Here is a 22,813-nt window from a genome sequence, read left to right as displayed (position 1 = left end):
ATCCATAAAAGAAAAGATTCCCGTTTTCACGGGAATGACATAAAAACGTATTCATGATCATAAACATCCCTGAAAACTCAGACTTTTCCATCCATAATATTCCCTTCGGGATTTTTTCCACCGAAGACAGAAGTCCACGCATTGGCGTGGCCGTTGGGGAACATATCCTAGATTTGGCCGCCGTGGCGGAACTCGATGTGTTCGAATTCAACACGGCCGTTTTGGAAAAGGATACCCTCAATGATTTTATTTCCCTCGGAAAGGAAATCACCAATCGGGTGCGGAAAAAAATCCAATATTGGCTGAAGGATGACCATTCACCCTTGGCTGGAAAACCCGAGCTTTTTGTAAAGCAATCCGAAGCCCAGATGCACATGCCCGTTTCGGTGGGGGACTATACCGATTTTTACTCCAGCATAGAACACGCCACCAATGTGGGCAAGATGTTCCGCGACCCCGAAAATGCCCTTTTGCCCAACTGGAAACATATTCCTGTGGGCTACCATGGTAGGGCGAGTTCCATTATTGTGAGTGGACAACCTATCCATCGACCCAAAGGACAAACCTTGCCCAACAATGCGGACGCTCCGGTATTCGGACCCACGCAACGATTGGATTTTGAGCTGGAAATAGGTTTTATCTGCGGAAAGGATACCCAATTGGGTGATTCCATCCCCACTGAGGAGGCCGAGGATTACATCTTTGGGTTGGTCTTGTTCAACGATTGGTCCGCACGCGACATCCAAAAATGGGAATATGTGCCGCTTGGACCTTTCTTGGCGAAGAATTTCGCCTCTTCCATTTCGCCTTGGGTGGTGACCTTGGAGGCCTTGAAACCTTTTCAAGTGGCAGGTCCAACACAAGAACCAAAAGTATTGCCGTATTTGGCTTATGAAGGTGACAAAAACTACGACATCAACCTGGAAGTGGGCATCACTCCCGATGGAAGCGAAGAAACCACCGTTTGCCATAGTAATTTCAAGTATATGTACTGGAACATGGCACAACAGTTGGCACATCATACCGTGAATGGCTGTAATATCCATGTGGGTGATATGATGGCTTCAGGTACCATTTCGGGCAAGGAAGACGATTCCTTTGGTTCCATGTTGGAGCTGGCCTGGATGGGCACCAAACCCGTAAAAATGAAGGACGGTTCGGAACGTAAGTTTATCAACGATGGGGATACGGTAACCCTTCGCGGTTTCGCCCAAAATGGCGATATTAGGGTCGGTTTCGGGGAAGTTTCCACGAAAGTGCTTCCTGTGAAATAATTCAAAAAGATTCCCGCTGGAGTTTATGCTGAGCAAAGCGAAGTGCGGGAATGACATAACAGTACTCATGATCAAAACCGTAGACCCAACCCAAGTAAGCCAACCTGAACTGCACAGCATTTTGCTCACGGCAGTAGCCCCACGCCCCATCTGCTTTGCCAGTACTATCGACAAAGATGGGAACGTGAATCTGAGCCCGTTCAGTTTTTTCAATGTGTTCAGTTCCAATCCACCCATCATGATCTTTTCGCCTTCGCGAAGCGGCAGGGACAATTCCTTGAAACACACCCATGAAAACGTATTGGAAGTCCCCGAGGTGGTCATCAACATTGTGAACCACAACATGGCGGAACAGATGTCGCTTTCCAGTACGGCCTATGCCAAAGGGGTAAACGAATTTCAAAAGGCGGGCTTTACCGAAGTCCCCAGTGAAAAGGTACGACCTCCCCGCGTGGCAGAATCCCCCGTTTCTTTTGAGTGTACGGTGCAAGAGGTCATCGAATTGGCCCAAACACCCGGAGCAGGAAACCTCATCATAGCCAAGGTGGAGCTTATCCATGTGGACGATGCCTATTTTACCGATGGCATTCTGGACACCGAAAAATTAGACCTTGTGGGCCGTATGGGCGGTAATTGGTACATCCGGGCCATCAAGGATTCGTTGTTTGAAATCCCGAAACCGCTACGTACTCATGGCATTGGGGTGGATGCTTTGCCAAAAGGCATTCGGGAAAGCGAAGTGCTTACCGGCAACAATCTGGGACGATTGGGCAATGTGGAAAGCCTGCCCTCTGCCCTAGAAATTGACATCGCCAGTGTAGCGGAGCATGCCAAACACCTTTCCAAAAAAGAAATTCATGTATTGGCAAAACGTATTTTGGAAGAAGGGGACACCGATAAGGCTATGGCGTTATTGTTATTTGGGGAGCATAAGTAACGACCCTAAAGATTCGAATGTCAATGTAATCAGGCGAGGTGATTTGATATTTGTTTTTACGTTTCAATAAAACAAGTTGGCGTAACTTGTTAAGGTTATCTGCCAAACTTATACATCAAGAAACCACTATTTTAAAACCATCCACACATCATGAAAAAAGTACAATACAAAAAAGACATTAAGGCATCTGCTGAAAAGGTTTACAACACCATGCTTGGTATGGACACTATTGAAACCTACGAGCAATGGACGTCAGAATTTAACCCTACCTCCACATATGAAGGAAGCTGGGAAAAGGGATCAAAAATATACTTTGTGGGAACGGATGAAAACGGAAAAAGAGGTGGAATGGTGTCTGAAATTGCGGACAATGTTCCCTTCCAGTTTGTTTCCATCCGTCATTATGGAATATTGGATGGTGATACTGAAATTACGGAAGGTCCTGAGGTTGAAAAATGGGCAGGCAGCCTGGAAAATTATACTTTACAGGAGCATAACGGCGTAACCACGTTGACCGTAGAGACGGATGTAGCGAACGACTACCTTGATTATTTTAACACAACTTGGCCAAAGGCGTTGAACAAGCTAAAGGAGCTTGCTGAAAAATAAAATCTAGGAAGAGATTTGGAAAAAGCCATGGCGTATTTGTTGTTTGGGGAGGGATTGTAAGATTTCAAATAAATAATACCTCATTTTTTTCCAATTTGAGGTTCCTTTAAAGCAATTAAATTCTATGAATAAGGAACACATAATATCTGAACTGATTAGAACCACTTCAGAAAATGATGGCAAACCATTGAGTATGGATAGGTTCCGTGAAGAAACTGGAATTAGAAAAGAAGATTGGTATGGAATCTTTTGGACAAAATGGAGTGACGCTCAAATTGCAGCAGGATTAGAGCCAAATCAATTTGGAGAATCAGCAATCAATTTAGATGAAATTCTCTTACGAATTGTAGAACTTACAAGACAATTAGGTAGAATTCCCACCAAACCTGAATTTCAAATAACTAAACGTTCTGATTCTACTTTTCCAAGCGTCGTTACTATTAGAAAACGTCTTGGAAACAAAGATGAAATAGTCAAAGCAATTCATGATTTTTGTTTAAAATACAATGAATGGGATGATGTTCTAAAAATCTGTAATGAATACATAGATAATATACCTGAAGAGCCAGAAATCTATACCCCTGACAATTCATTATTATCTGGCCATGTATATCTTCTAAAACATGGCAAGGAATACAAAATTGGACGAAGTACGGATGCTGCAAAACGTTATAAAGAAATAAAAATTCAAATGCCCTTCAAGACCGAAGAAATACACGTAATTGAGACAGATGATACGGTAGGAATTGAAGCATATTGGCATAAAAGGTTTGCCAAAAAAAGATTAGAAGGAGAATGGTTTGCATTGAACAATAATGATATAAAAGCCTTTAAACGAAGACGATTCATGTAAAATAGAATATGTACAACAGCAAAGTGGCGGAAAATAATCAAAAGAAATGCGTGAATACCTTCTATACTGGCAGTAAAATGTTTATTAAGCTTACTAGCTTAATAAGCCAAGCATTAAAATGAAAAATGAAAAAAAACATCGAATCCATCTTTAAGGCCCATTTGGAGCCCAAAGAGGTTTATAAGGGAGGAAAGAACATTCCGCCCTCCGATAAAAAAATCTATAAATTGTCCTCCAATGAGAACCCCTTGGGTGCATCACCCAAAGCGGTTGCGGCCATGAAAGCGGCCTTGGAACATATCGACATCTACCCCGACCAAACCGACATGCGCCTACGGGAAGCTTTGGTGAAGGATTTTGATGGAAAATTAAGTGCCGAGCAATTCCTATGCGGCAATAGCGGTTCCGAAATCATTGATATCATCTTGAGGGCCTTTATTAATGAAGGGGACGAGGTCATCTATTCCAACCCCTGTTTTTTGCCCTACTCCGTTTTTTCAAGATGGTACGGGGCGAAGACCATCGACATTCCTTTGCTTTCCCCCAACTACGATTTGGATGTGGAAGGGATTTTGAACGCCATTACGGAGCATACCAAGATCATTTTCCTCACCAGTCCGAACAACCCAACAGGTACCTATATTCCCAAATCCTTGTTGGACGACTTTTTGGAAAGGGTTCCCAAGAACATTCTCATCGTTTTTGATGAAGTGTACCGTCACTTTGCGGATGCGGAGGATTATGTGACCGCCCTACCCTATGTTTTGGCGGGACATAATGTACTTGGTCTAAACAGCTTTTCCAAAACCTATGGTTTGGCAGGTCAGCGTATCGGCTATGCCTACACCACCCCAACCATTGCCAACTATATTCGGTTGATCCAAAAACCTTTTCTGTTGCCCTTGACTTCTATTGAGGCGGCCATTGGTGCTTTGAACGATTCAGAGTTTATAGAGAAAACCGTGCAAACCGTTCTGGATGGCAGAAAATATCTCGCCCAGGCATTTGATAACATCGGCATCAAATACTGGCCAAGTCAAGCCAACTTTTTTATCATCGACCCTCCATTGCCTGAAATGGAATTCACGGATCGGATGATGGAAGAAGGTATTATGGTGCGGCCCGTTTCGCAATTTGGCGCCCCGGGAAAAGTACGCATTACCATAGGTAACCAAGAAGCCAATGAAGCTTGTGTAAAAGCTTTACTGAAAATAAAATCTTGAACCGCGAGTTCGTTTTTAATTATCTCCTTTCAAAGACCAAGGTTACCTGACCAAAATCTTCGTCTTCTCCCGTAACCACCAATCTGTCTTTGGTTACAGTTACTGTTGATTCCACTTCTCCATCTTCATCAAAGGTCACTAAAGTATTTCCATCAAGGGTATAGGTGCCCGAAGTGGTCTCGACGCCGTCGCAAGTAATGAAAAAACTACTTTCGCTGGCCTCAAAATAAATACCTGTAGTTGCTGTTGAATATCCGCCATCTGCTGTGAAGGTAACAGTAGATGCGAAGCAGTCCAATTCATCCAACAAATTATCGGAAGCAGTACCGTCGTCATTCAAGTCTACAGCCTCACCCATGTTAAACTCAATGGCATCCCAAGTACCTACAATGGAAGAACCATCTGATTCTCCATCGTCTGAAGAACAGGAAATTATTAGGGCCGAAGCCAACAAAAGCATATAAAATCTTTGTTTCATGATACCAGTTTTAGTTATGTATAAAACAACGAACAAAGATTATTTGTAGTATTTCGACTACGTGATTTTACAATACAAATCGATACGTAGCTTTCAACAAAAAGATATTGTGCGGTTTTTGTCCAAAAATATTGTCTCCCAAGCTAGGTAAAAGTCCATCTGCCGGATTTCCGGATTGAGTAACGTCCTGGGACCACACCAAAAAGATTTCGGACCCTGGAATATACTCCCATCGAATCACCAAATTGGAACGGAACTGGACAAAGGAGAAATCCGGGTCATCAAAACTAAAATCCGTTACACCATCCAGGTTTTCATCAATGGAATAGGTTCCATCTGCAAAGGAAGTCTGTGCATCCGAATATTGCATAAAACGGTCTTCGAACCCTTTTGCCAATGGATCGGACACGTGTTTGAACTCGCCATACCTTCCTCTGGAAATAAAGGGCTGTCCCCAATATTGGATAGTCAAGTTAGGGTTGATGGTATAGTTTAAACGGAAGGACATGCTCAAGGTACGCTGGTCTATTTTTCCATTGAGATACCTTGGAGAGCCGTTCACATCATCAAAATTGTCAATGAATTGCATACGGTCATGATTGATTTCCAACGATGGATAGGCCGAAATCCTGAGGGCATTTATGGGTTGATACACAAACCCTCCCTCCATATAATAGGACTTGAAAGAATTGTCGATCGCCTTTCTTCCATTATGGAAAAAGGAGAACCTGATCTTCTTTCGATTGTCCGTGTTGATGCTGTTCCAAAAACTCATCCAAGGGGAATTCCTCAACCTAGGTCCACCCCGTAATGCAAAATTGGAATAGTCCACCACGGCATAATTGAACCCTGCATTGGTAAACCAGTTTCCCTTCCAGTTTTGCCAGCTGTTGGTATTGAACTGCATATAATTGTGGTTGCCTCCAAAATCCCAAGCGGTCCAGTGGTTGTAATTGATGCCCACCTGCCTAAAAGTCTTGTCCGGTTTCAGGGTCTGGTACCCTATCCAAGTGTAATGGCGGATATCGTCTGCCTGACGTTGAAAACCGATATCGTTCAATTCCAGTTCCGGAGATCTGAAGGTTGCCCCAGATTCAAATTTCCAATGGCCGTTCCCTATTTTCCCAATCTGAAGGTTTCCCCCGGAACCTGTAAGTGAGGTTCGGGTGGTGTCCACCGACACATGATCGGCATCTACCCTATTGAACAAATGCGTGATGGATTGCTGGGTATTGGTGATGGCTTCCATACTACCCTTAACATGACTCATTGTAATATTACCCCCAACATACCAATCCCGATTGTTCCACTGGTGCTTAAAGTCCAATCCCCCTGTAAAAGCGGCATCATGTAAAAAGTTGAGCTCTTGTGGAAGGGTTTCCCTATTGACGGCCGTAAAAATTCCGCCGATATACGAATTGCGTTCGTTAAAATCCTTTTGTAACCTACCCACAAAATAATTGGTGAGGGGTTCCACCATTTCTTTTCTTCTATCCCCTTCTCCATTGATGATGGTGGCCTGCCTTTGGGCCGTCACACTTTCGAGAACCCCAATGGCCCATCCGTTTTTGGTCTTCCCACTGAACTTGGCCGCTCCAATGAGCGGGGTATTGTTCGGTTGATCTACATATTCACCATCGTCCGTGCTGGGATATCCTTGGGGACTACGACCAATTCGTCTTGAATAAAAGATATTATCCGAACCAAAGGTGTTGCCTGCCTCCGATTGCGAAATACTGAAATCGAAGATGTTCTTGTTCTCCACAAAGAAAGGTCGTCTTTCCTGAAAGAAAATCTGAAACCCGTCCAGTGCAATGGCCGAAGGATCAGCATCTACTTGACCAAAATCGGGGTGCACGGTAAGGTCCAAGGTAAGGTCATTGGTGATACCGATCTTGGCATCCAACCCTCCCGTAATATCATTGTCGCTCCCATCCCTAAAGGGATTTCCAGCCTCTGCCTCATACGTTTCCATTTTGGCCACGGTGTAGGGTTGAATCTCCAATTGCTTTTGGGGCTCTATGTTCTTCAATCCGTGAAGCTCCCCAAACTCACTGATGAAACCAGCCACATCCCTTGGCAAACGTTGCCAAACGGAACGTTCCTCATCCCTAAAATAGCGCCTCATCACCTGCAGCCCCCAAACTTGGTCTTCTTCATTACCGAACTTAATCTGACTCAAAGGAATTCTCATTTCGGCAGTCCAACCTTCATCATCAACATTGGTGGCCACGTACCAAATGGGGTTCCAGCTGTCATCTTCATTGGAACCGTTGTTGGATTCCAACACATCGCCCTTTACACCGGCCGCGCTAACGATGAAGCCAAAACCGGTTCGTTTATCGTGATAACTATCGATAAAGACCCCGATCCAATCCCCTTCAAATCCGTCTCTTCTGGACAACCGCTTTACAATCTTGTCAGGTTCGGAATCGTAACAACGTATACCTATATATAAAGACTTTTGACCATAAACAATTTTAAATTTAGTCTGATGGCTCGGTGGTGTATTTTCATCCGGACGCTGCTCTATAAAATCATCACCCCACTCCACAAGGTTCCAAGCGGCATCATCCAAAACCCCATCGATTACAGGATGGTCCTCTTCACCCAAAGGTTGGGTCATGTATATCTTTTTGGGCACTTCCACCTGGGTAGAATCTTGGGCGTGGAGAAAAAAGGAAAATAAAAATAGAGCAAGAAAAAGACGTGCTTGTTTCACTTGGTTAGTTTTTTGATTGGATTGATACTGTAAAGACCTCCCTTTTTGGGAACAGTTACAGTTCATTTTGTTTTTAAGCTTTTTTTAACAAAAAGAAAGTGAAATTTGCATCGCTTCGGGACTGGGTAAATTAAAATTTAAAAAAGCCAAAAAATATTCCCGAGCAACCGTTTGTAATTCAATCTAATAATTGTACATTTGCAGCCCGTTTATCGGGATAGGTTATTAAATCAATAATATTCGAGAAGTGGATACATTAAGTTATAAGACTATTTCCGCCAATAAATCTACCGTTGACAAGCAATGGTTATTGGTTGATGCTGAAGGACAGACCTTGGGAAGATTGGCGTCTAAAGTAGCCAAATTGCTTAGGGGGAAATACAAGACCAACTATACCCCCCATGTTGACTGTGGAGACAATGTTATTGTCATCAATGCCGAGAAAATTACCATGACCGGCAACAAGTGGGATGACAAAGTATATTTGAGATATACCGGCTATCCAGGAGGACAACGTTCCGCTGGTGCCAAAGAAGTATTGAACAAACATCCTGAGCGTATCATCGAAAGTTCTGTAAAAGGTATGTTGCCAAAAAACAAGCTTGGTGCAGAAATTTTCAGAAACCTTAAAGTATACGCTGGTGCCGAACACGGACAAGAGGCACAAAAACCAAAGGCAATAAACTTAAACGACTACAAATAATGGAAGTGGTTCACAAGATAGGGAGAAGAAAAACTGCCGTAGCAAGAGTATACGTTTCCGAAGGTTCCGGTAACATCACCGTGAACAAAAGAAATTTGAACGATTACTTTACCACGGCAACATTGCAATACAAAGTGAAGCAGCCTTTCGCTTTGACCGAAACCGAAGACAACTACGATGTAAAAGTAAATGTTTACGGTGGTGGTATCACAGGTCAGGCAGAAGCTGTTCGTTTGGCTTTGTCCAGGGCCATGTGCGAGATCAATGAGGAAAACAGAGGTGTCCTTAAGCCAGAAGGCCTATTGACAAGGGACCCAAGAATGGTGGAAAGGAAGAAATTCGGTCAGAAGAAAGCCCGTAAGAAATTCCAGTTCTCCAAACGTTAATATTTTTCGGTGCGTTTGCACCCATACAATAAGTTCATTGAAAACCCTGGAAACAAATTTCAGGGTTAAATTTTTAACCAAGTTGTCGTTGTTCCAAAAAGGAAAAGTATCGACTTTTTGGAATTTAGTTTAGCATCTAAATGCATCGGGCGAACCAAAAGTGACCACCAGTGCATTGCTACTACAACGGAACGTAAACTAAGTACTAAAATGGCAAGTAAAATTGAAGTAAAAGATTTACTCGAAGCAGGTGTACACTTTGGACACCTAACAAGAAAGTGGAATCCCAACATGGCTCCTTACATCTACATGGAGCGTAACGGAATCCACGTAATCAACCTCTACAAAACGGTTGCAAAGCTTGAGGAAGCCAACGAAGCCCTCAGTAAAATTGCTGCCTCTGGAAGAAAAATCCTTTTTGTAGCTACCAAAAAACAAGCTAAGGACATTGTTGCGGACAAAGTTTCCAAAATCAACATGCCCTACATCACTGAAAGATGGCCAGGCGGTATGTTGACCAACTTTGTGACCATCCGTAAGGCCGTTAAGAAAATGGCTTCCATCGACAGGATGAAAAAAGACGGTACCTTCAACACCCTTTCCAAAAAAGAAAGACTACAGGTAGACCGTTTGCGTGCCAAGTTGGAAAAGAACTTGGGTTCCATTGCTGATATGACCCGTTTGCCTGGTGCCCTTTTCATCGTGGACACCATGCGTGAGCACATCGCCGTAAAAGAAGCCCAAAAATTGAACATTCCGATTTTTGCCATGGTCGATACCAATTCCGACCCAAGGCCAATCGATTATGTAATCCCATCCAATGACGATGCCAGCAAATCTATAGAAGCCATCTTGGAAGAGGTGACCAAGGCCGTTGCCGCTGGTTTGGCAGAACGCAAAAACGACAAGAACAACGATAAGGAAGACGAGGAAGAAGATGTAATGGACGCTAAAGCCGTTATGATCGATGATGAGGATGACGATGCTACCGAAGCCAAGAAAGCCAAAAAGGCCAAGCCTGTTGCTGCTGCACCCAAAAAGGTAAAGGCCGATGAGCTTACCAAAATTGAAGGTATCGGACCAAAAGCTGAAGAAGCCCTTATTGGAAAAGGGGTTGCCACATATGCCGAGCTTGCCAAGACCGCTCCTGAAAAAATCAAGGAAATCTTGACCGAGGCCAGCTCAACCATGGCACACCTAGATCCAACTTCCTGGCCAAAGCAAGCCAAATTGGCTGCCGCTGGTAAGTGGGATGAATTGAAAGAATGGCAAGACAGCGTTAAAGGAGGAGTTGAATAAACTAATCCTGATTTAACATTGTCCTAAAACAAAACACTTGAATAGTGTTTTACTTTACATAAATTTTTAAAAAGCATAAAAAAATGGCACAGATTACCGCCGCAGAAGTAAATAAACTAAGACAGACCACAGGGGCTGGAATGATGGATTGTAAAAAAGCTTTGGTTGAGGCTGAAGGCGATTTTGAAAAAGCGATCGAGATCCTTCGTAAAAAAGGCCAGAAAGTAGCCGCCAACAGAGCTGATAGGGATTCCTCTGAAGGTGCTGCCATTGCAAAAGTAAGTGCAGACAACACCCAGGGTGTCGTTATTTCGTTGAACTGCGAAACCGACTTCGTTGCCAAAAACGAGAGCTTTGTGAAATTGGCCAACGACTTGGCTGATCTTGCCCTAGGTTTTGACAGCAAGGATGCTTTCCTTGCCGCTTCTTTTGAAGGAATGACCGTTGCCGACAAATTGACCGAGCAAACCGGTGTCATCGGTGAAAAAATCGAAATCGGAAGCTTCGAGAAATTGAGTGCTCCTTTCGTGGGATCTTATATTCACGCTGGTAACAAAATTGCCACTTTGGTAGGGATGTCCGCTAATGTTGATGGTGTGGCCGAAGCTGCCAAGGATGTAGCCATGCAGGCTGCCGCCATGAACCCGGTTGCCCTTAATGAAGAAGGTGTGGATCAATCCATCATCGATAAGGAAATCGAAATTGCGAAAGACCAATTGCGTCAAGAAGGTAAGCCTGAGGCCATGTTGGATAATATCGCCAAAGGTAAATTGAACCGTTTCTTCAAGGACAATACCTTGGTAAACCAAGATTTCATCAAGGACAGCAAGCAAAGTGTTGCCCAATATGTAAAATCTGTTGATTCCAGCTTGCAAGTAACTGGATTCAAAAGAGTAGCTTTGGGATAATCCATTTGCAGTACAGATAAAAAAAGGCCCCATAAAATGGGGCCTTTTTTATGCTTAAGTTTTTCCTCTTTACTTAGACTTAATCATGATGTCCCCATTAAAGGTCTTGAACAGAAATTCAGGGCCACCCCCATTGATCTTTCCCTTCACCCACTGCTCCAATTTCACCTTGTAACTGCCAGAAGACTGTTTTTTGTCTACCACCGGTTTGTTCTCCGAAATGGCCATATCAAAATCCGTATAAACATCTCCCATATCCGATTTGGCCTTAACATTTGCCTTAATGGAATTGGGAAAGGTCACCTCAACGTTTCCATTGAAACTGCTGAAAGCCATGTCAGACATATTTCCCATGCTTTTAAAATCCACTTTTACGGGGCCGTTGGTCGTATTCGCGGTTACGGCTCCTTCCACATTTTGAAGGGTAATACCCCCGTTCACATTGCTGATCTCCAAATCACCGGACACTCCCTGCACAGCGATGTCCCCATTGTTTACCGTGCTCAACTTCAACGAAAAATTGTAGGGCACCTTGATGTCGAAATCGGCCTCTTTGCTCCACATCTCATTGTTGATCCTTACCACATTGTTCTTTTCCTCGGCACTGATGTTAAGCCCGGAACCCCCAATGCGTTTCATACCGTTTTTCTCCTTACTGGATGATTTTCCATCTTCCATTACCGAAACTTTCACAATCACCTCCTTACCTTCATAACCGGCCACGGTAATCGACCCACTGATTTGGTCAAGTTCCAATTTTCCTGCTTGCCCCGGATTGCTCAAAGGAATGGCAAACAAATCGATTTCCTTTTCCTGTGCAGACAACAAACCCGTAAATAATACAAGGGCAATAACAACTATAGTTTTAATCTTCTTCATGACTTTATATTTTTTTGATGAATACATTTCCGTTCAACGTTTCAAAATCAAATTCTACTTGACCGCTTCCGATTTGGACCACTGGCCTCGACTCAAACTTGAATTTGGGCTTATCCCCATCACCTTCATTTTTGCTCGTTTTTACAAATTGTTTGTTGATGTCAAAATCGGTGAACATTTCCCCGTTCATACTTTTAAAGGAAATATTGGCCGAGAGGGATTGCTGATACGAAATATTGATATCCCCGTTCAGCGCATAATACCGAGAGGCTACCTTGGGATTTTGGGCATACGAAATATCCACGTCCCCGTTGATACAGCTCACTTTTGTCTTCCCCGTAATGTTGGTCAAAACAATACCTCCATTGATGTTGTCGGCCTCCATGGACTCTCCGTTTGTATTCTTGACCAAGATATCCCCATCGTTGACGGTACTCACATTGATCTTGACGGAGTTCGGGACCTTTAGGGTAAAGTTCAACTTGTGCTCATAAGGAATGTCATCATTATTGTTGCACCAATTGTACCGCAATTTATCCTTATCGAATTGTATGTAAGGAGCGTCAGGATGCAGAATGACGCGGTTTGACTCTTCAATGACTTTGAGTTGAAGCTCCTTTTTACCCAATTCCAGGTCCTCCGTGTTTTTTGCGGAAATGATGCGCTCCACTTCCAGGACCACCTCATTGCCGTTATATCCCTCTACGTTCACGGATCCGAAAACATTTTTCACCACTAAGGTGTTATTTACATTATTGGCAAGGGGGACACTTTTTTTTATAACCTCCTTAAATTCCTTTTTCTGTGCCGTGGCACCCAACATCCCTACCCCCAAGGACAGACATGTCATAAAAAATAACCGTTTCATCATTTTAAAAATTTAGACTGTTCGTAATTTGATTTGTGCCCAAAGGGCAGATTGATAAATAAACTATATAATGGATTCAATACTCCTTTCAATTCTCTTCTTGACCGTGGTGTCCAACTGTTTTTCCTTCAGCAACTGTTTGAAGGGTTCTATGGAAGCCTTTTCCTGAAGGGCCACCATTAAATTGGCCAAGGTTATCTGCAAAATGGGCGATTCCTGGTTTGGAATAGACTGCACCAATCCCTGGCGAACCTCTGGTTTGTTAACATAATTGGTCAAGGATTCTATGGCGGCCAACCTCACATTCACGTTGGGGTCACTATTGAGCGTTTTCAAAAGTGCTTTGATTACAATGTCGTCGGCGTTCTCAAACTTATTGGCCTCGCTCACCCCTTGCAACCGCTGGTTGGCCGAAGGTTGATCCAACAAGGTCAAAACCAGTTTTTGCCGAACTTCTTCCGTCTCGTTGTTAGCGGCCATGGTTTGTATAGGAATCGTTTCCCCTTCGGGTCGCAAAAAATATCCGATACCCAACCCCATCAGCAGTAGAAAAACTCCGATGACCCATTGCGGTCTAAAAATTCCCGAAAGCAGGGTAATTATGCTTTGTTTCGGCTCACTGCTTTTCTTTTGGTCCATTTCAGCGGACAACATGTCAAAAAAGGCCTTGTCCATGTTTTCCGAAGGTTCGGGAGCTTGCATAGTTTGTAACAGTTCCCAAGCTTTCAATAGCTCATCATACTTTTCTCGATACTCCACATGTTCCCTAAGGAACCTTTCAAAATCCTTTGCCTCCGCATCCGACATATTCCCGGACATAAAGTCCATGGCTTGTATTTCAAACTTTTTTTCGTCCATCATCTCGTTTCCAGTTGTAAAAAAATCGTTTTCAAATCCTTCAAGGCCCGGTGGACCCTAACCTTGGCCGCTCCCTCGGTGCAACCCAATATTTCACCGATCTCTTGGAACTTCAATTCCCTGTATTTGCTCAGTAGAAGTATCTCCCTTTTATCGCTGGACAAGAGTCCAAGTGCTCGGTTCAACAACAAAGAATCACCTTGGTGGTCCATTGCCTCATTCAAATAATCTCCCGTCCCTTTTTCCACATCCTCTGGAGAAATTCCCCATGAAACACCTTCGCGGGACACTTTTTTATGGTGGTCATAATTCACGTTGCGCGCCATACTAAACATCCACGCTGTAAAGGGACCCTCGCCGGAATAGGATTGCCTGTATTTCAAAATCCGGACAAAAACATTCTGAACAAGGTCCTCACTTACCGAAGGGTTGTTTCCCATATTATAGAAAAAACCAAACAGCTTTTTTTTATGCCGCTCGTAGAGCAGGCCCAACTTGTCCAAGTCGCCACTTTTCACTTTCACCATTAAGGCATTATCGGTCAGCGTTTGCAATGTGTTCTTTTTTAGGCCGGTTGTAGGATATACCGTTGTTTTTGAAAAAGGTTACAGAATGTATGGAATTTTTATCCATTCGAATCTAGGGCCATCCCATTTTTCAATGGTTTCCCATAATTTTTTTTGATTATTTTTGTCCGGACTTCAAGAAACCTTCAATGCGATACAAGAGAATTTTATTAAAACTGAGTGGAGAAGCCTTGATGGGCAAAAAACAATACGGAATCGACGGAGACCGTTTGGCCGAATATGCCGATGAAATCAAAGGTGTTGTGGACAAAGGCATTGAAGTAGCCATCGTTATCGGCGGAGGCAACATTTTTAGAGGGCTTGCCGGTGCCAGCCAAGGCATGGACCGCGTTCAAGGCGACCATATGGGAATGTTGGCGACCGTAATCAATGGGTTGGCATTACAGAGTGCTTTGGAACTCAAAGGCATCCAAACCCGCTTGCAATCCGCCATCAAGATCAACGAAGTAGCCGAACCTTTTATTAGAAGAAGGGCCATACGCCATTTGGAAAAAGGCAGGGTAGTAATTTTTGGAGGTGGAACAGGAAATCCCTATTTCACAACGGATTCAGCTGCCGTGTTGAGGGCCATCGAAATCAATGCAGATGTAATCCTAAAGGGAACCAGGGTTGATGGGATTTACACTTCAGACCCTGAAAAAGACAAAAATGCCACCAAGTTTGACTCCCTTTCCTTCCAAGAGGTACTTTCCAAAGGTTTGAAGGTGATGGACACCACAGCCTTTACCCTTAGTCAGGAAAACGAACTGCCCATTGTGGTCTTCGATATGAACACCAAGGGTAATTTAATGAAGATCGTATCCGGAGAGAATATTGGAACCGTGGTCAATGTTTAAGTTGACCTATTTGATATTGTTATAAAATTTAAGAGCATGGACGAAGAAGTAAAATTTGTACTTGATAGCGCAAAAGAGAGCATGGATGGCGGCATTGCCCACTTGGAAAAAGCCTTTATAAAGATTCGTGCCGGGAAAGCCAGCCCCATAATGCTATCATCCGTAATGGTTGATTATTATGGTTCCCAAACACCACTTTCGCAAGTATCCAATATCAATACCCCGGATGCCCGTACCATTTCGGTACAGCCTTGGGAAAAAAGCTTGATCGGGGAAATAGAAACGGCCATCATGAACGCCAATTTAGGGTTCAACCCCATGAACAATGGTGAAACGGTCATCATCAGTGTACCGCCCCTTACCGAGGAACGCAGGGTTCAATTGGTGAAGCAGGCCAAGGCCGAGGCAGAAGATGCCAAAGTAAGTATCCGAAGTGCCAGACAAGAAGCCAATAAGGAACTGAAATCTCTTGAAATTTCCGAAGACCTGCTAAAAAATGCAGAGGTCGATGTGCAGGAACTCACCGATACCTACATCAAAAAAGTAGACTCTCTCCTCTCCGTTAAAGAGGGCGAGATCATGAAGGTTTAAAACTTGATCATTGATAAGCTGCTTTCCTAGGAACACAGCCGATGATTTTTTACCTTTGCGCCCAATTAAACCAAAATGGTAGCAAAGCTCACAAAAGGTTTTTGGACCAAGGTCGCACGCATTATTCTTCGAAATAGGATTTTGATCCTAGTTGGCATAGTCGCCATTACTGTTTTCTTGGCCTTGCAATGGAAAAACATCAAGTTTTCGAACACGGAGGCCAACATTTTGCCCGACGACCATCCCGCAACCATCCAATACAACGCCTTCACCAAAATATTCGGGGAAGAAGGCAATGCCATTGTATTGGCCGTGAGGGATACCGCTTTGTTCACTCCCAAGAATTTCAACCGTTGGAACCGATTGGCCAAGCAGTTGGATGCCCTTCCTGAAATTGATTTTGTGGTTTCCCTGGAAAACTTGAAGGTCTTGGAGAAGGATGACAAAACCCAAGCGTTTGTCATGGAACCCTTCATCAAAACCCCGCCAAAGACCAAAACGGAAATCGATTCCCTAAAAAACCACCTTTTCAACGAATTACCTTTTTATGACAATCTGGTCTATAACCCCAAAAGTGGTACCATACAGACCATTGCCTATTTGGACAAGGACATCCTGAACACTGCCGTTAGGAACGAGTTTATATTGAACGACCTTGGCGACTTGGTAAAAACCTTTGAGGAGGACACCCAGTTGGATGTAAGGGTATCGGGCATGCCTTATATCAGAACCTGGAACACGAAATCCATTGTGGATGAAATCGGGATTTTCATCGGGGCCGCCCTTTTGGTTACTTCGTTGATCTTCTTCTTTTTCTTCAGGAGTTTCAGGGCCACCTTTATTTCGATGTGCATCGTAATCATTGGGGTAATGTGGGCTTTCGGAATATTGGGTCTACTACAATACGAGATTACCATTCTTACGGCATTGATTCCTCCATTGATCATTGTAATCGGGATTCCCAACTGCATATTCCTCATAAACAAATATCAGCAAGAGGTAAAGAAACATGGCAATCAAGCCTTGTCATTGCAACGGGTCATTTCCAAGATCGGTAATGCCACTTTGATGACCAACATTACCACCGCTTCGGGTTTTGCCACCTTTATTATTTTGGACAGTGACCTATTGAGAGAATTCGGCATTGTGGCTTCCATCAACATCATAGGAATCTTTGTGCTTTCCTTGTTGATTATCCCGATCATTTACAGTTTTATGGCACTTCCGAAGACGAAGCACCTAAAACACCTTAACAAAAAGTGGATCGACTTTTTTGTGCACAGGATGGAGCGTATCGTTCGGGACCACAGAATCGCCGTCTATATGGTCACCGTTGGGGTTTTGGTCTTGAGCGTCATCGGTATTTACCAAATGAAGATTACCGGAAGTAGGATCGAAGACTTGCCGAAGAACACCCAATTTTATAAGGACATCCAATTTTTTGAGGAAGAGTTCGATGGTATCATGCCCATGGAGATTGTGGTGGATACCGAACGAAAAAACGGTGTAATCAAGCCTACGACCCTTAAACGGATGGACCAGTTGGGAACTGTTATTGATGAAATTCCAGAATTGTCCCGACCTATTTCCATCGTAGATTTGATAAAATATTCGAAGCAAGCCTTTTACAACGGCATCCCAAAATATTACCAACTACCCACAAGCCAAGAGAATACCTTCATCATGGATGCGGCCAGAAAGTCATCCACTGACGGTAATCTTCTGGAGAGTTTTGTGGACAGTACGGGACAGATTGCCCGATTGACCACCTATATGCAGGATGTTCCCATCGACCGGATGGAGGAAATCGAAAAGGATGTACAGGAAGCCATCACCAAATCCTTCCCTCCGGATAGGTACAATGTGTACATGACCGGTAAAGCGTTGCTGTTCTTGAAGGGTACCAAGTACTTGGTGAAAAATCTTGTAATGTCCCTCGCTCTGGCCATTGCCCTTATTTCGTTGTTCATGGCCTATTTGTTCCGTTCGTTTCGGATGGTCATCATTTCCTTGGTGCCCAATTTATTGCCACTTTTGATCACTGCAGGGCTCATGGGCTATTTAGGTATACCCATCAAACCTTCAACCATTTTGGTGTTCAGCATTGCCTTCGGGATTTCGGTAGATGACACCATACACTTTTTGGCAAAATACAGGCAAGAACTGGCCACACACAAATGGCACATCAAAAGGTCGGTCTATGCCGCACTACGGGAAACCGGGGTGAGCATGTTCTATACATCGATTGTATTGTTTTTTGGTTTCTCTGTATTCATTCTCTCCAGTTTTGGGGGAACCAAAGCGCTGGGAGGTCTGGTTTCAGCTACCTTGCTTTTTGCCATGTTATCCAATCTGATCTTGTTGCCTTCCTTGCTCCTTTCACTGGAAAGAAGCATCGCAAACAAGGAGGTGCTGAAAAAACCACAGATCGACATCCTGCCCCAAGAAGAGGACAATCCCAAGGACAATTAGTGCGAAAGGGCCATAAATTACGCCCTTGCATTGCCATCGTTTTTGACCAAAAACCTATCTTTACCGACTAAATTACGATAGCCTTACAATGAAGTCTTATTCCATAAAAGAATTGCTAGAAAAGCAGCCCGTAGGAGATTCCGTAGAAGTAAATGGATGGGTAAAAACATTTAGGAGCAACCGATTTATAGCCTTGAACGACGGTTCAACCATACATAATTTGCAGTGTGTAGTGGATTTTGAAAATCTGGATGAAGCAGTGCTTAAACAAATCACTACAGGCTCTGCCCTAAAAATTTCCGGAACCTTGGTGGAAAGTCAAGGAAAGGGACAGACCGTGGAGATCCAAACCGAGGATGTTTTTGTTCACGGTAGTGCAGACCCGGAAACCTACCCTATTCAACCCAAAAAACACTCTTTGGAGTTCTTGAGGGAAAAGGCACATTTAAGGGTGAGGACCAACACTTTTGCCGCGGTGATGCGGGTGCGTTCGGCTTTGGCCTTCGCCATCCACAGCTATTTTCAACAAAATGGGTTTTACTACATGCATGCACCGATCATTACCGGCTCCGATGCCGAAGGTGCCGGTGAAATGTTCCGGGTGACAAGCTTGGATGCCAAAAACCCGCCTTTGGACGAGAGTGGCAACGTGGATTATTCCGAGGACTTTTTCGGAAAGGAGACCAACCTAACCGTTTCAGGACAATTGGAAGCCGAGACCTATGCCATGGCATTGGGGAAAGTATATACCTTCGGTCCCACGTTTAGGGCCGAAAACTCAAATACCTCCCGCCACTTGGCCGAATTTTGGATGATCGAGCCCGAAGTGGCCTTCAACGACCTGGATGCCAACATGGATTTGGCCGAGGATTTCATCAAGTCGATCATCCAATATGTTTTGGATCATTGCAAGGACGACCTAGAGTTTTTGGAAGGCCGTTTGTTGGACGAGGAAAAATCCAAGCCACAAACCGAGCGTTCCGAAATGACCTTGTTGGAAAAACTTAAATTTGTGGTCGAAAACAACTTTAAACGGGTTTCCTATACCGAGGCAATCGACATCTTGAGGAACAGCAAGCCCAACAAGAAGAAAAAATTCCAATACCCTATTGATGAATGGGGTGCCGACCTACAAAGTGAACATGAACGCTTTTTAGTAGAAAAACACTTTAAATGTCCTGTGATTCTTTTTGATTACCCTGCCAAGATCAAGGCCTTTTACATGCGATTGAACGAGGACGGCAAAACCGTTCGTGCCATGGACGTACTTTTCCCCGGCATTGGGGAAATTGTGGGTGGATCTCAACGTGAAGAACGTTTGGAGGTACTGCAACAAAAAATCAAGGACCTTGGCATTGACGATAAAGAACTTTGGTGGTACCTGGACCTACGCAGATTTGGCACGGCCGTACACAGTGGATTTGGGCTCGGTTTTGAGCGCATGGTGCAATTCGCCACGGGGATGGGCAACATTAGGGACGTGATCCCTTACCCCAGAACCCCACAGAATGCGGAGTTTTAAATTGAATTTATAACTTTACGGTAAGGAAGATTCCAATTCCATCCTTATGCTAAAACAACATCTACAGTTTAAGCTTTCCCAGAAACTGTCTCCACAGCAGATTCAGCTCATGAAGCTCATTCAATTGCCTACACAGGCCTTTGAACAGCGTTTAAAGCAAGAGTTGGAAGAGAATCCTGCGCTTGAAAGTGGAAAGGCGGAGAGTGAGACCGTGGATGATGTTTATGATGATACTTACGACGATTCGGGAGACAATGAGACCATTGAAGCGGAGGACATCAACATTGATGACTATCTGAGCGATGACGAAATCCCCGATTACCGTACCCAAGCCAACAACTATAGCTCGGAAGATGAGGAAAAAAGCATTCCTTATGCGGCCGGGATTTCCTTCAACCAGCATTTGATCAACCAACTCAATACGTTTTATCTGGATGACGAGGAATGGGCCATTGCCGAATTTTTGGTAGGAAGTGTGGATGAAAGCGGGTATATCAGAAGACCTATTTCCGACATCATGGATGACCTTGCCTTTACCCAAAACATCTACGTGGATGAAAGCAAGATCGAGTCCGTGCTCAAAATTGTACAGGAACTGGATCCACCAGGTGTGGGAGCGCGTTCGTTGGATGAATGCCTTATCATCCAACTGAAAAGAAAAGAACGAAAGCCCTCTGTAGAACTGGCCATAAACATCTTGGAAAAATCCTTTGAGCAGTTCACCAAAAAGCATTACGACAAGCTTATTCAAAAACACCATGTGACCGAGGAGGAACTCAAGGATGCCATATCAGAAATTGAAAGGCTGAACCCAAAACCGGGAGGTTCCTATTCCGGAGGCACAAGGATGATCGAGCATATCGTTCCGGATTTTTCCATCAGAATTGTGGACGGGGAACTGGAACTCTCCTTAAATGGCAGGAACGCCCCGGAACTCCATGTTTCCAGGGAATACAGCAACATGTTGGAAGGGTACAAGAATTCCAAGGAAAAATCCAAGTCGCAAAAAGATACGGTACTGTTCATCAAACAGAAATTGGATGCGGCCAAGTGGTTCATTGATGCCATCAGACAGCGACAACAAACGCTGTACATTACCATGAAGACCATCATGGACTATCAGGAGGAATATTTTCTGACCGGGGATGAGCGTAAACTGCGACCCATGATTCTGAAGGACATTGCGGACAAAATCGACATGGACGTATCCACCGTTTCCCGCGTGGCCAATAGCAAATATGTGGATACCCCATACGGCACCAAATTGATCAAGGACTTTTTCTCGGAAGCCATGAAAAACGAGCAAGGGGAAGATGTATCCACCAAGGAGATCAAAAAGATATTGGAGACCGTTATTGGCGATGAACAGAAGAAAAAACCATTAACGGACGATAAATTGGCAAAAATCCTAAAGGAAAGAGGCTATCCCATTGCAAGGCGTACCGTTGCCAAATATAGAGAACAGCTGGGCATTCCCGTAGCCAGGCTAAGAAAGCAGATCTGATGCGCCATGTCTTCAATATCATCTCGTATCTCTTTCATCCCCTTTTTATCCCCATTGGAGGCACCGTACTTTACTTTGTAATGGCCCCTTACAGCTCTTTGGAAATGGAGAGCGGGAACATTCTTCCCATATTCATTCTAACGGTCATCATTCCAATCATTTTTTTTCTGATCTTGAAGAATCTGGGGGTCATCAGTTCCATTTTTTTACCCACGCTCCATGAACGTAAATACCCGCTGTATATCAGCTGTATCATATTTTTGATGATCTTATATAAGGTTATACCGAATAACTACGTAAACGAGCTCTTTTACTTCTTTACCGGTCTATTGACCGCTACCGGAGCATGCCTTATTCTCCTATTCTTCAAGTTCAAGACAAGCATGCACCTTTTGGGCATGGGAAGCATCTTAACCTTCATGATTGCGTTGAGCATTCATTTTGAGAAGAACATCACCCTTGCCATAAGTTTGTTTACCTTGTTCACGGGGTTGGTGGCCACATCCAGACTTTATCTGAAGGTCCACAACAAAAATGAGCTTTTAATAGGGTTTTTGATGGGATGCTGTTCTCAGTTGATCATCCTTAAATATTGGCTATAGGATATAGAAGATGACACCTATCCGTAGAGCCCTAATGTCAATGGATTCTCCAGTATCTAGAGCCGTACCATCTTTTAGTAGTGGATTAAGGGCATAATAAACATGAATGTTCCAGGTATTGTAACCGAAATTCACCATGAGCCCATATTGAAGCTTTTCAATGTCATCATTGGCGAATCCGGTAGTTCCTTCATCGGTCACCACCCGCGACCTTCCTGAAAAAACATACCCCAATTTGGCACCGGCATAAATACGCCAAAATTTGTACTCTTCGGCCGTTGATGTCCTCCATCTGAGCTCAAAGGGAAACTCCACGGCATGGGTCTCCAATTTACTGCGCTTAAAATCTGAGGTATTCATTACCTCATAGAGGAAAGTGTTGACATTTTGGGATACTACCATATTTGAGTAATAGGAATTGACCGCATACCCAACTCCAAGTCCTACGCCAAAATTCCTCCGCTGGTTTAAGGGGATATCCTTGATAATGCCAAACTGGAGGTTATAGGAAAGGTTCCGCTGCACCACTCCCTCCGGTTTCCCCAAGAGTACATTATATCCAAATCCTGCATAAAACTGATCTTCCAAATACCTTGAAAAATCTTCCTGACCGGTTGTTGTCTCATCTGTTTGGGAATGTGCACAGAACGTGAGCAGTCCCACGCCAAGCATCAAAAATCGCCTTATAACCTTATCCATTAT

General features: G+C 43.8%; 22 protein-coding genes. 15 read left to right on the top strand and 7 right to left on the bottom strand.

All coding sequences use genetic code 11. The features are described from left to right. Nucleotides 1–53 precede the first annotated feature (53 nt). The 5 genes from fahA (at nucleotide 54) to hisC (ending at nucleotide 4,896) form a co-directional block, all read left to right on the top strand. Entirely contained in the window at nucleotides 54–1,274 is a 1,221-nt protein-coding gene (gene fahA, locus D2U88_RS01580) for a fumarylacetoacetase (protein WP_119638547.1), read from the top strand. Between the two features lie 67 nt (nucleotides 1,275–1,341). Further along, the gene (locus D2U88_RS01575; protein ID WP_119638768.1) at nucleotides 1,342–2,211 is read left to right on the top strand and encodes a flavin reductase family protein; all 870 of its coding nucleotides are present in this window, start codon (nucleotides 1,342–1,344) and stop codon (nucleotides 2,209–2,211) included. Nucleotides 2,212–2,361: 150 nt separating this feature from the next. Beyond that, nucleotides 2,362–2,820, top strand: a complete 459-nt coding sequence (locus tag D2U88_RS01570; protein WP_119638546.1) for an SRPBCC family protein — start codon at nucleotides 2,362–2,364, stop codon at nucleotides 2,818–2,820. A 124-nt stretch (nucleotides 2,821–2,944) separates the two neighbouring features. Next, nucleotides 2,945–3,673 (top strand): GIY-YIG nuclease family protein, encoded by a 729-nt coding sequence (locus D2U88_RS01565; protein WP_119638545.1) that lies wholly within the window; start codon nucleotides 2,945–2,947, stop codon nucleotides 3,671–3,673. 125 nt (nucleotides 3,674–3,798) lie between these two features. Further along, complete coding sequence (hisC, locus tag D2U88_RS01560; protein ID WP_119638544.1) at nucleotides 3,799–4,896, top strand: histidinol-phosphate transaminase; 1,098 nt, start codon at nucleotides 3,799–3,801, stop codon at nucleotides 4,894–4,896. A 19-nt stretch (nucleotides 4,897–4,915) separates the two neighbouring features. Here hisC and D2U88_RS01555 read toward each other — a convergent pair whose 3' ends face one another. After that, a complete protein-coding gene (locus D2U88_RS01555; protein WP_119638543.1) occupies nucleotides 4,916–5,374 on the bottom strand; it encodes a lipocalin family protein in 459 nt (152 codons plus the stop codon). Between the two features lie 67 nt (nucleotides 5,375–5,441). After that, nucleotides 5,442–8,000 (bottom strand): DUF5916 domain-containing protein, encoded by a 2,559-nt coding sequence (locus D2U88_RS01550; protein WP_235855694.1) that lies wholly within the window; start codon nucleotides 7,998–8,000, stop codon nucleotides 5,442–5,444. A 343-nt stretch (nucleotides 8,001–8,343) separates the two neighbouring features. On the opposite strand from D2U88_RS01550, the gene rplM reads away from it, so the two are divergent. The 4 genes from rplM to tsf all read left to right on the top strand — a co-directional run bounded on the left by rplM (nucleotide 8,344) and on the right by tsf (nucleotide 11,392). Continuing rightward, nucleotides 8,344–8,799 carry a 50S ribosomal protein L13 gene (rplM, locus tag D2U88_RS01545; RefSeq protein ID WP_119638541.1) on the top strand — a complete coding sequence of 152 codons (456 nt, stop codon included), beginning with the start codon at nucleotides 8,344–8,346 and terminating at the stop codon, nucleotides 8,797–8,799. Next, nucleotides 8,799–9,185 (top strand): 30S ribosomal protein S9, encoded by a 387-nt coding sequence (gene rpsI, locus D2U88_RS01540; RefSeq protein WP_119638540.1) that lies wholly within the window; start codon nucleotides 8,799–8,801, stop codon nucleotides 9,183–9,185. Before rplM ends, rpsI begins: the two co-directional genes overlap by 1 nt. 210 nt (nucleotides 9,186–9,395) lie before the next feature. Beyond that, complete coding sequence (rpsB, locus tag D2U88_RS01535) at nucleotides 9,396–10,484, top strand: 30S ribosomal protein S2 (protein WP_119638539.1); 1,089 nt, start codon at nucleotides 9,396–9,398, stop codon at nucleotides 10,482–10,484. A gap of 83 nt (nucleotides 10,485–10,567) precedes the next feature. Further along, complete coding sequence (tsf, locus tag D2U88_RS01530) at nucleotides 10,568–11,392, top strand: translation elongation factor Ts (protein WP_119638538.1); 825 nt, start codon at nucleotides 10,568–10,570, stop codon at nucleotides 11,390–11,392. 69 nt (nucleotides 11,393–11,461) lie between these two features. Here the strand turns inward: tsf and D2U88_RS01525 are convergent, their stop codons facing one another. From D2U88_RS01525 to D2U88_RS01510, 4 genes are all read right to left on the bottom strand, one after another. Further along, complete coding sequence (locus D2U88_RS01525; RefSeq protein ID WP_182859081.1) at nucleotides 11,462–12,271, bottom strand: DUF4097 family beta strand repeat-containing protein; 810 nt, start codon at nucleotides 12,269–12,271, stop codon at nucleotides 11,462–11,464. A 4-nt stretch (nucleotides 12,272–12,275) separates the two neighbouring features. Further along, the gene (locus D2U88_RS01520) at nucleotides 12,276–13,139 is read right to left on the bottom strand and encodes a DUF4097 family beta strand repeat-containing protein (protein WP_220473472.1); all 864 of its coding nucleotides are present in this window, start codon (nucleotides 13,137–13,139) and stop codon (nucleotides 12,276–12,278) included. Nucleotides 13,140–13,202: 63 nt separating this feature from the next. Further along, nucleotides 13,203–14,000 carry a HEAT repeat domain-containing protein gene (locus tag D2U88_RS01515; protein WP_119638535.1) on the bottom strand — a complete coding sequence of 266 codons (798 nt, stop codon included), beginning with the start codon at nucleotides 13,998–14,000 and terminating at the stop codon, nucleotides 13,203–13,205. Next, nucleotides 13,997–14,551 carry an RNA polymerase sigma factor gene (locus tag D2U88_RS01510; RefSeq protein ID WP_182859080.1) on the bottom strand — a complete coding sequence of 185 codons (555 nt, stop codon included), beginning with the start codon at nucleotides 14,549–14,551 and terminating at the stop codon, nucleotides 13,997–13,999. The genes D2U88_RS01515 and D2U88_RS01510 overlap by 4 nt, the downstream gene beginning before the upstream one ends. Before the next feature lie 161 nt (nucleotides 14,552–14,712). Here D2U88_RS01510 and pyrH point away from each other — a divergent pair, with 161 nt between their 5' ends. The 6 genes from pyrH (at nucleotide 14,713) to D2U88_RS01480 (ending at nucleotide 22,111) form a co-directional block, all read left to right on the top strand. Further along, nucleotides 14,713–15,420, top strand: coding sequence for a UMP kinase (pyrH, locus tag D2U88_RS01505; protein WP_119638533.1), 708 nt, complete (start codon nucleotides 14,713–14,715; stop codon nucleotides 15,418–15,420). A gap of 36 nt (nucleotides 15,421–15,456) precedes the next feature. Further along, nucleotides 15,457–16,011, top strand: coding sequence for a ribosome recycling factor (gene frr / locus D2U88_RS01500; protein WP_119638532.1), 555 nt, complete (start codon nucleotides 15,457–15,459; stop codon nucleotides 16,009–16,011). A 75-nt stretch (nucleotides 16,012–16,086) separates the two neighbouring features. Then, on the top strand, nucleotides 16,087–18,483 hold the full coding sequence (locus D2U88_RS01495) for an efflux RND transporter permease subunit (RefSeq protein ID WP_119638531.1): 2,397 nt from the start codon (nucleotides 16,087–16,089) through the stop codon (nucleotides 18,481–18,483). An 88-nt stretch (nucleotides 18,484–18,571) separates the two neighbouring features. Then, nucleotides 18,572–20,005, top strand: coding sequence for an asparagine--tRNA ligase (gene asnS / locus D2U88_RS01490; protein ID WP_119638530.1), 1,434 nt, complete (start codon nucleotides 18,572–18,574; stop codon nucleotides 20,003–20,005). A gap of 46 nt (nucleotides 20,006–20,051) precedes the next feature. Continuing rightward, nucleotides 20,052–21,509: an RNA polymerase factor sigma-54 gene (rpoN, locus tag D2U88_RS01485; RefSeq protein WP_119638529.1), complete on the top strand. Its 1,458-nt coding sequence runs from the start codon at nucleotides 20,052–20,054 to the stop codon at nucleotides 21,507–21,509. Then, on the top strand, nucleotides 21,509–22,111 hold the full coding sequence (locus tag D2U88_RS01480) for a hypothetical protein (protein WP_119638528.1): 603 nt from the start codon (nucleotides 21,509–21,511) through the stop codon (nucleotides 22,109–22,111). The genes rpoN and D2U88_RS01480 overlap by 1 nt, the downstream gene beginning before the upstream one ends. Here the strand turns inward: D2U88_RS01480 and D2U88_RS01475 are convergent. Next, nucleotides 22,106–22,810: a porin family protein gene (locus tag D2U88_RS01475; RefSeq protein ID WP_119638527.1), complete on the bottom strand. Its 705-nt coding sequence runs from the start codon at nucleotides 22,808–22,810 to the stop codon at nucleotides 22,106–22,108. The genes D2U88_RS01480 and D2U88_RS01475 overlap by 6 nt on opposite strands. Nucleotides 22,811–22,813: the final 3 nt, after the last annotated feature.

Origin of the sequence: Flagellimonas aequoris (assembly GCF_003584165.1) — a bacterium.
Lineage (GTDB): Bacteria > Bacteroidota > Bacteroidia > Flavobacteriales > Flavobacteriaceae > Flagellimonas > Flagellimonas aequoris.
This window is presented reverse-complemented; position numbering and strand designations above follow the sequence as displayed.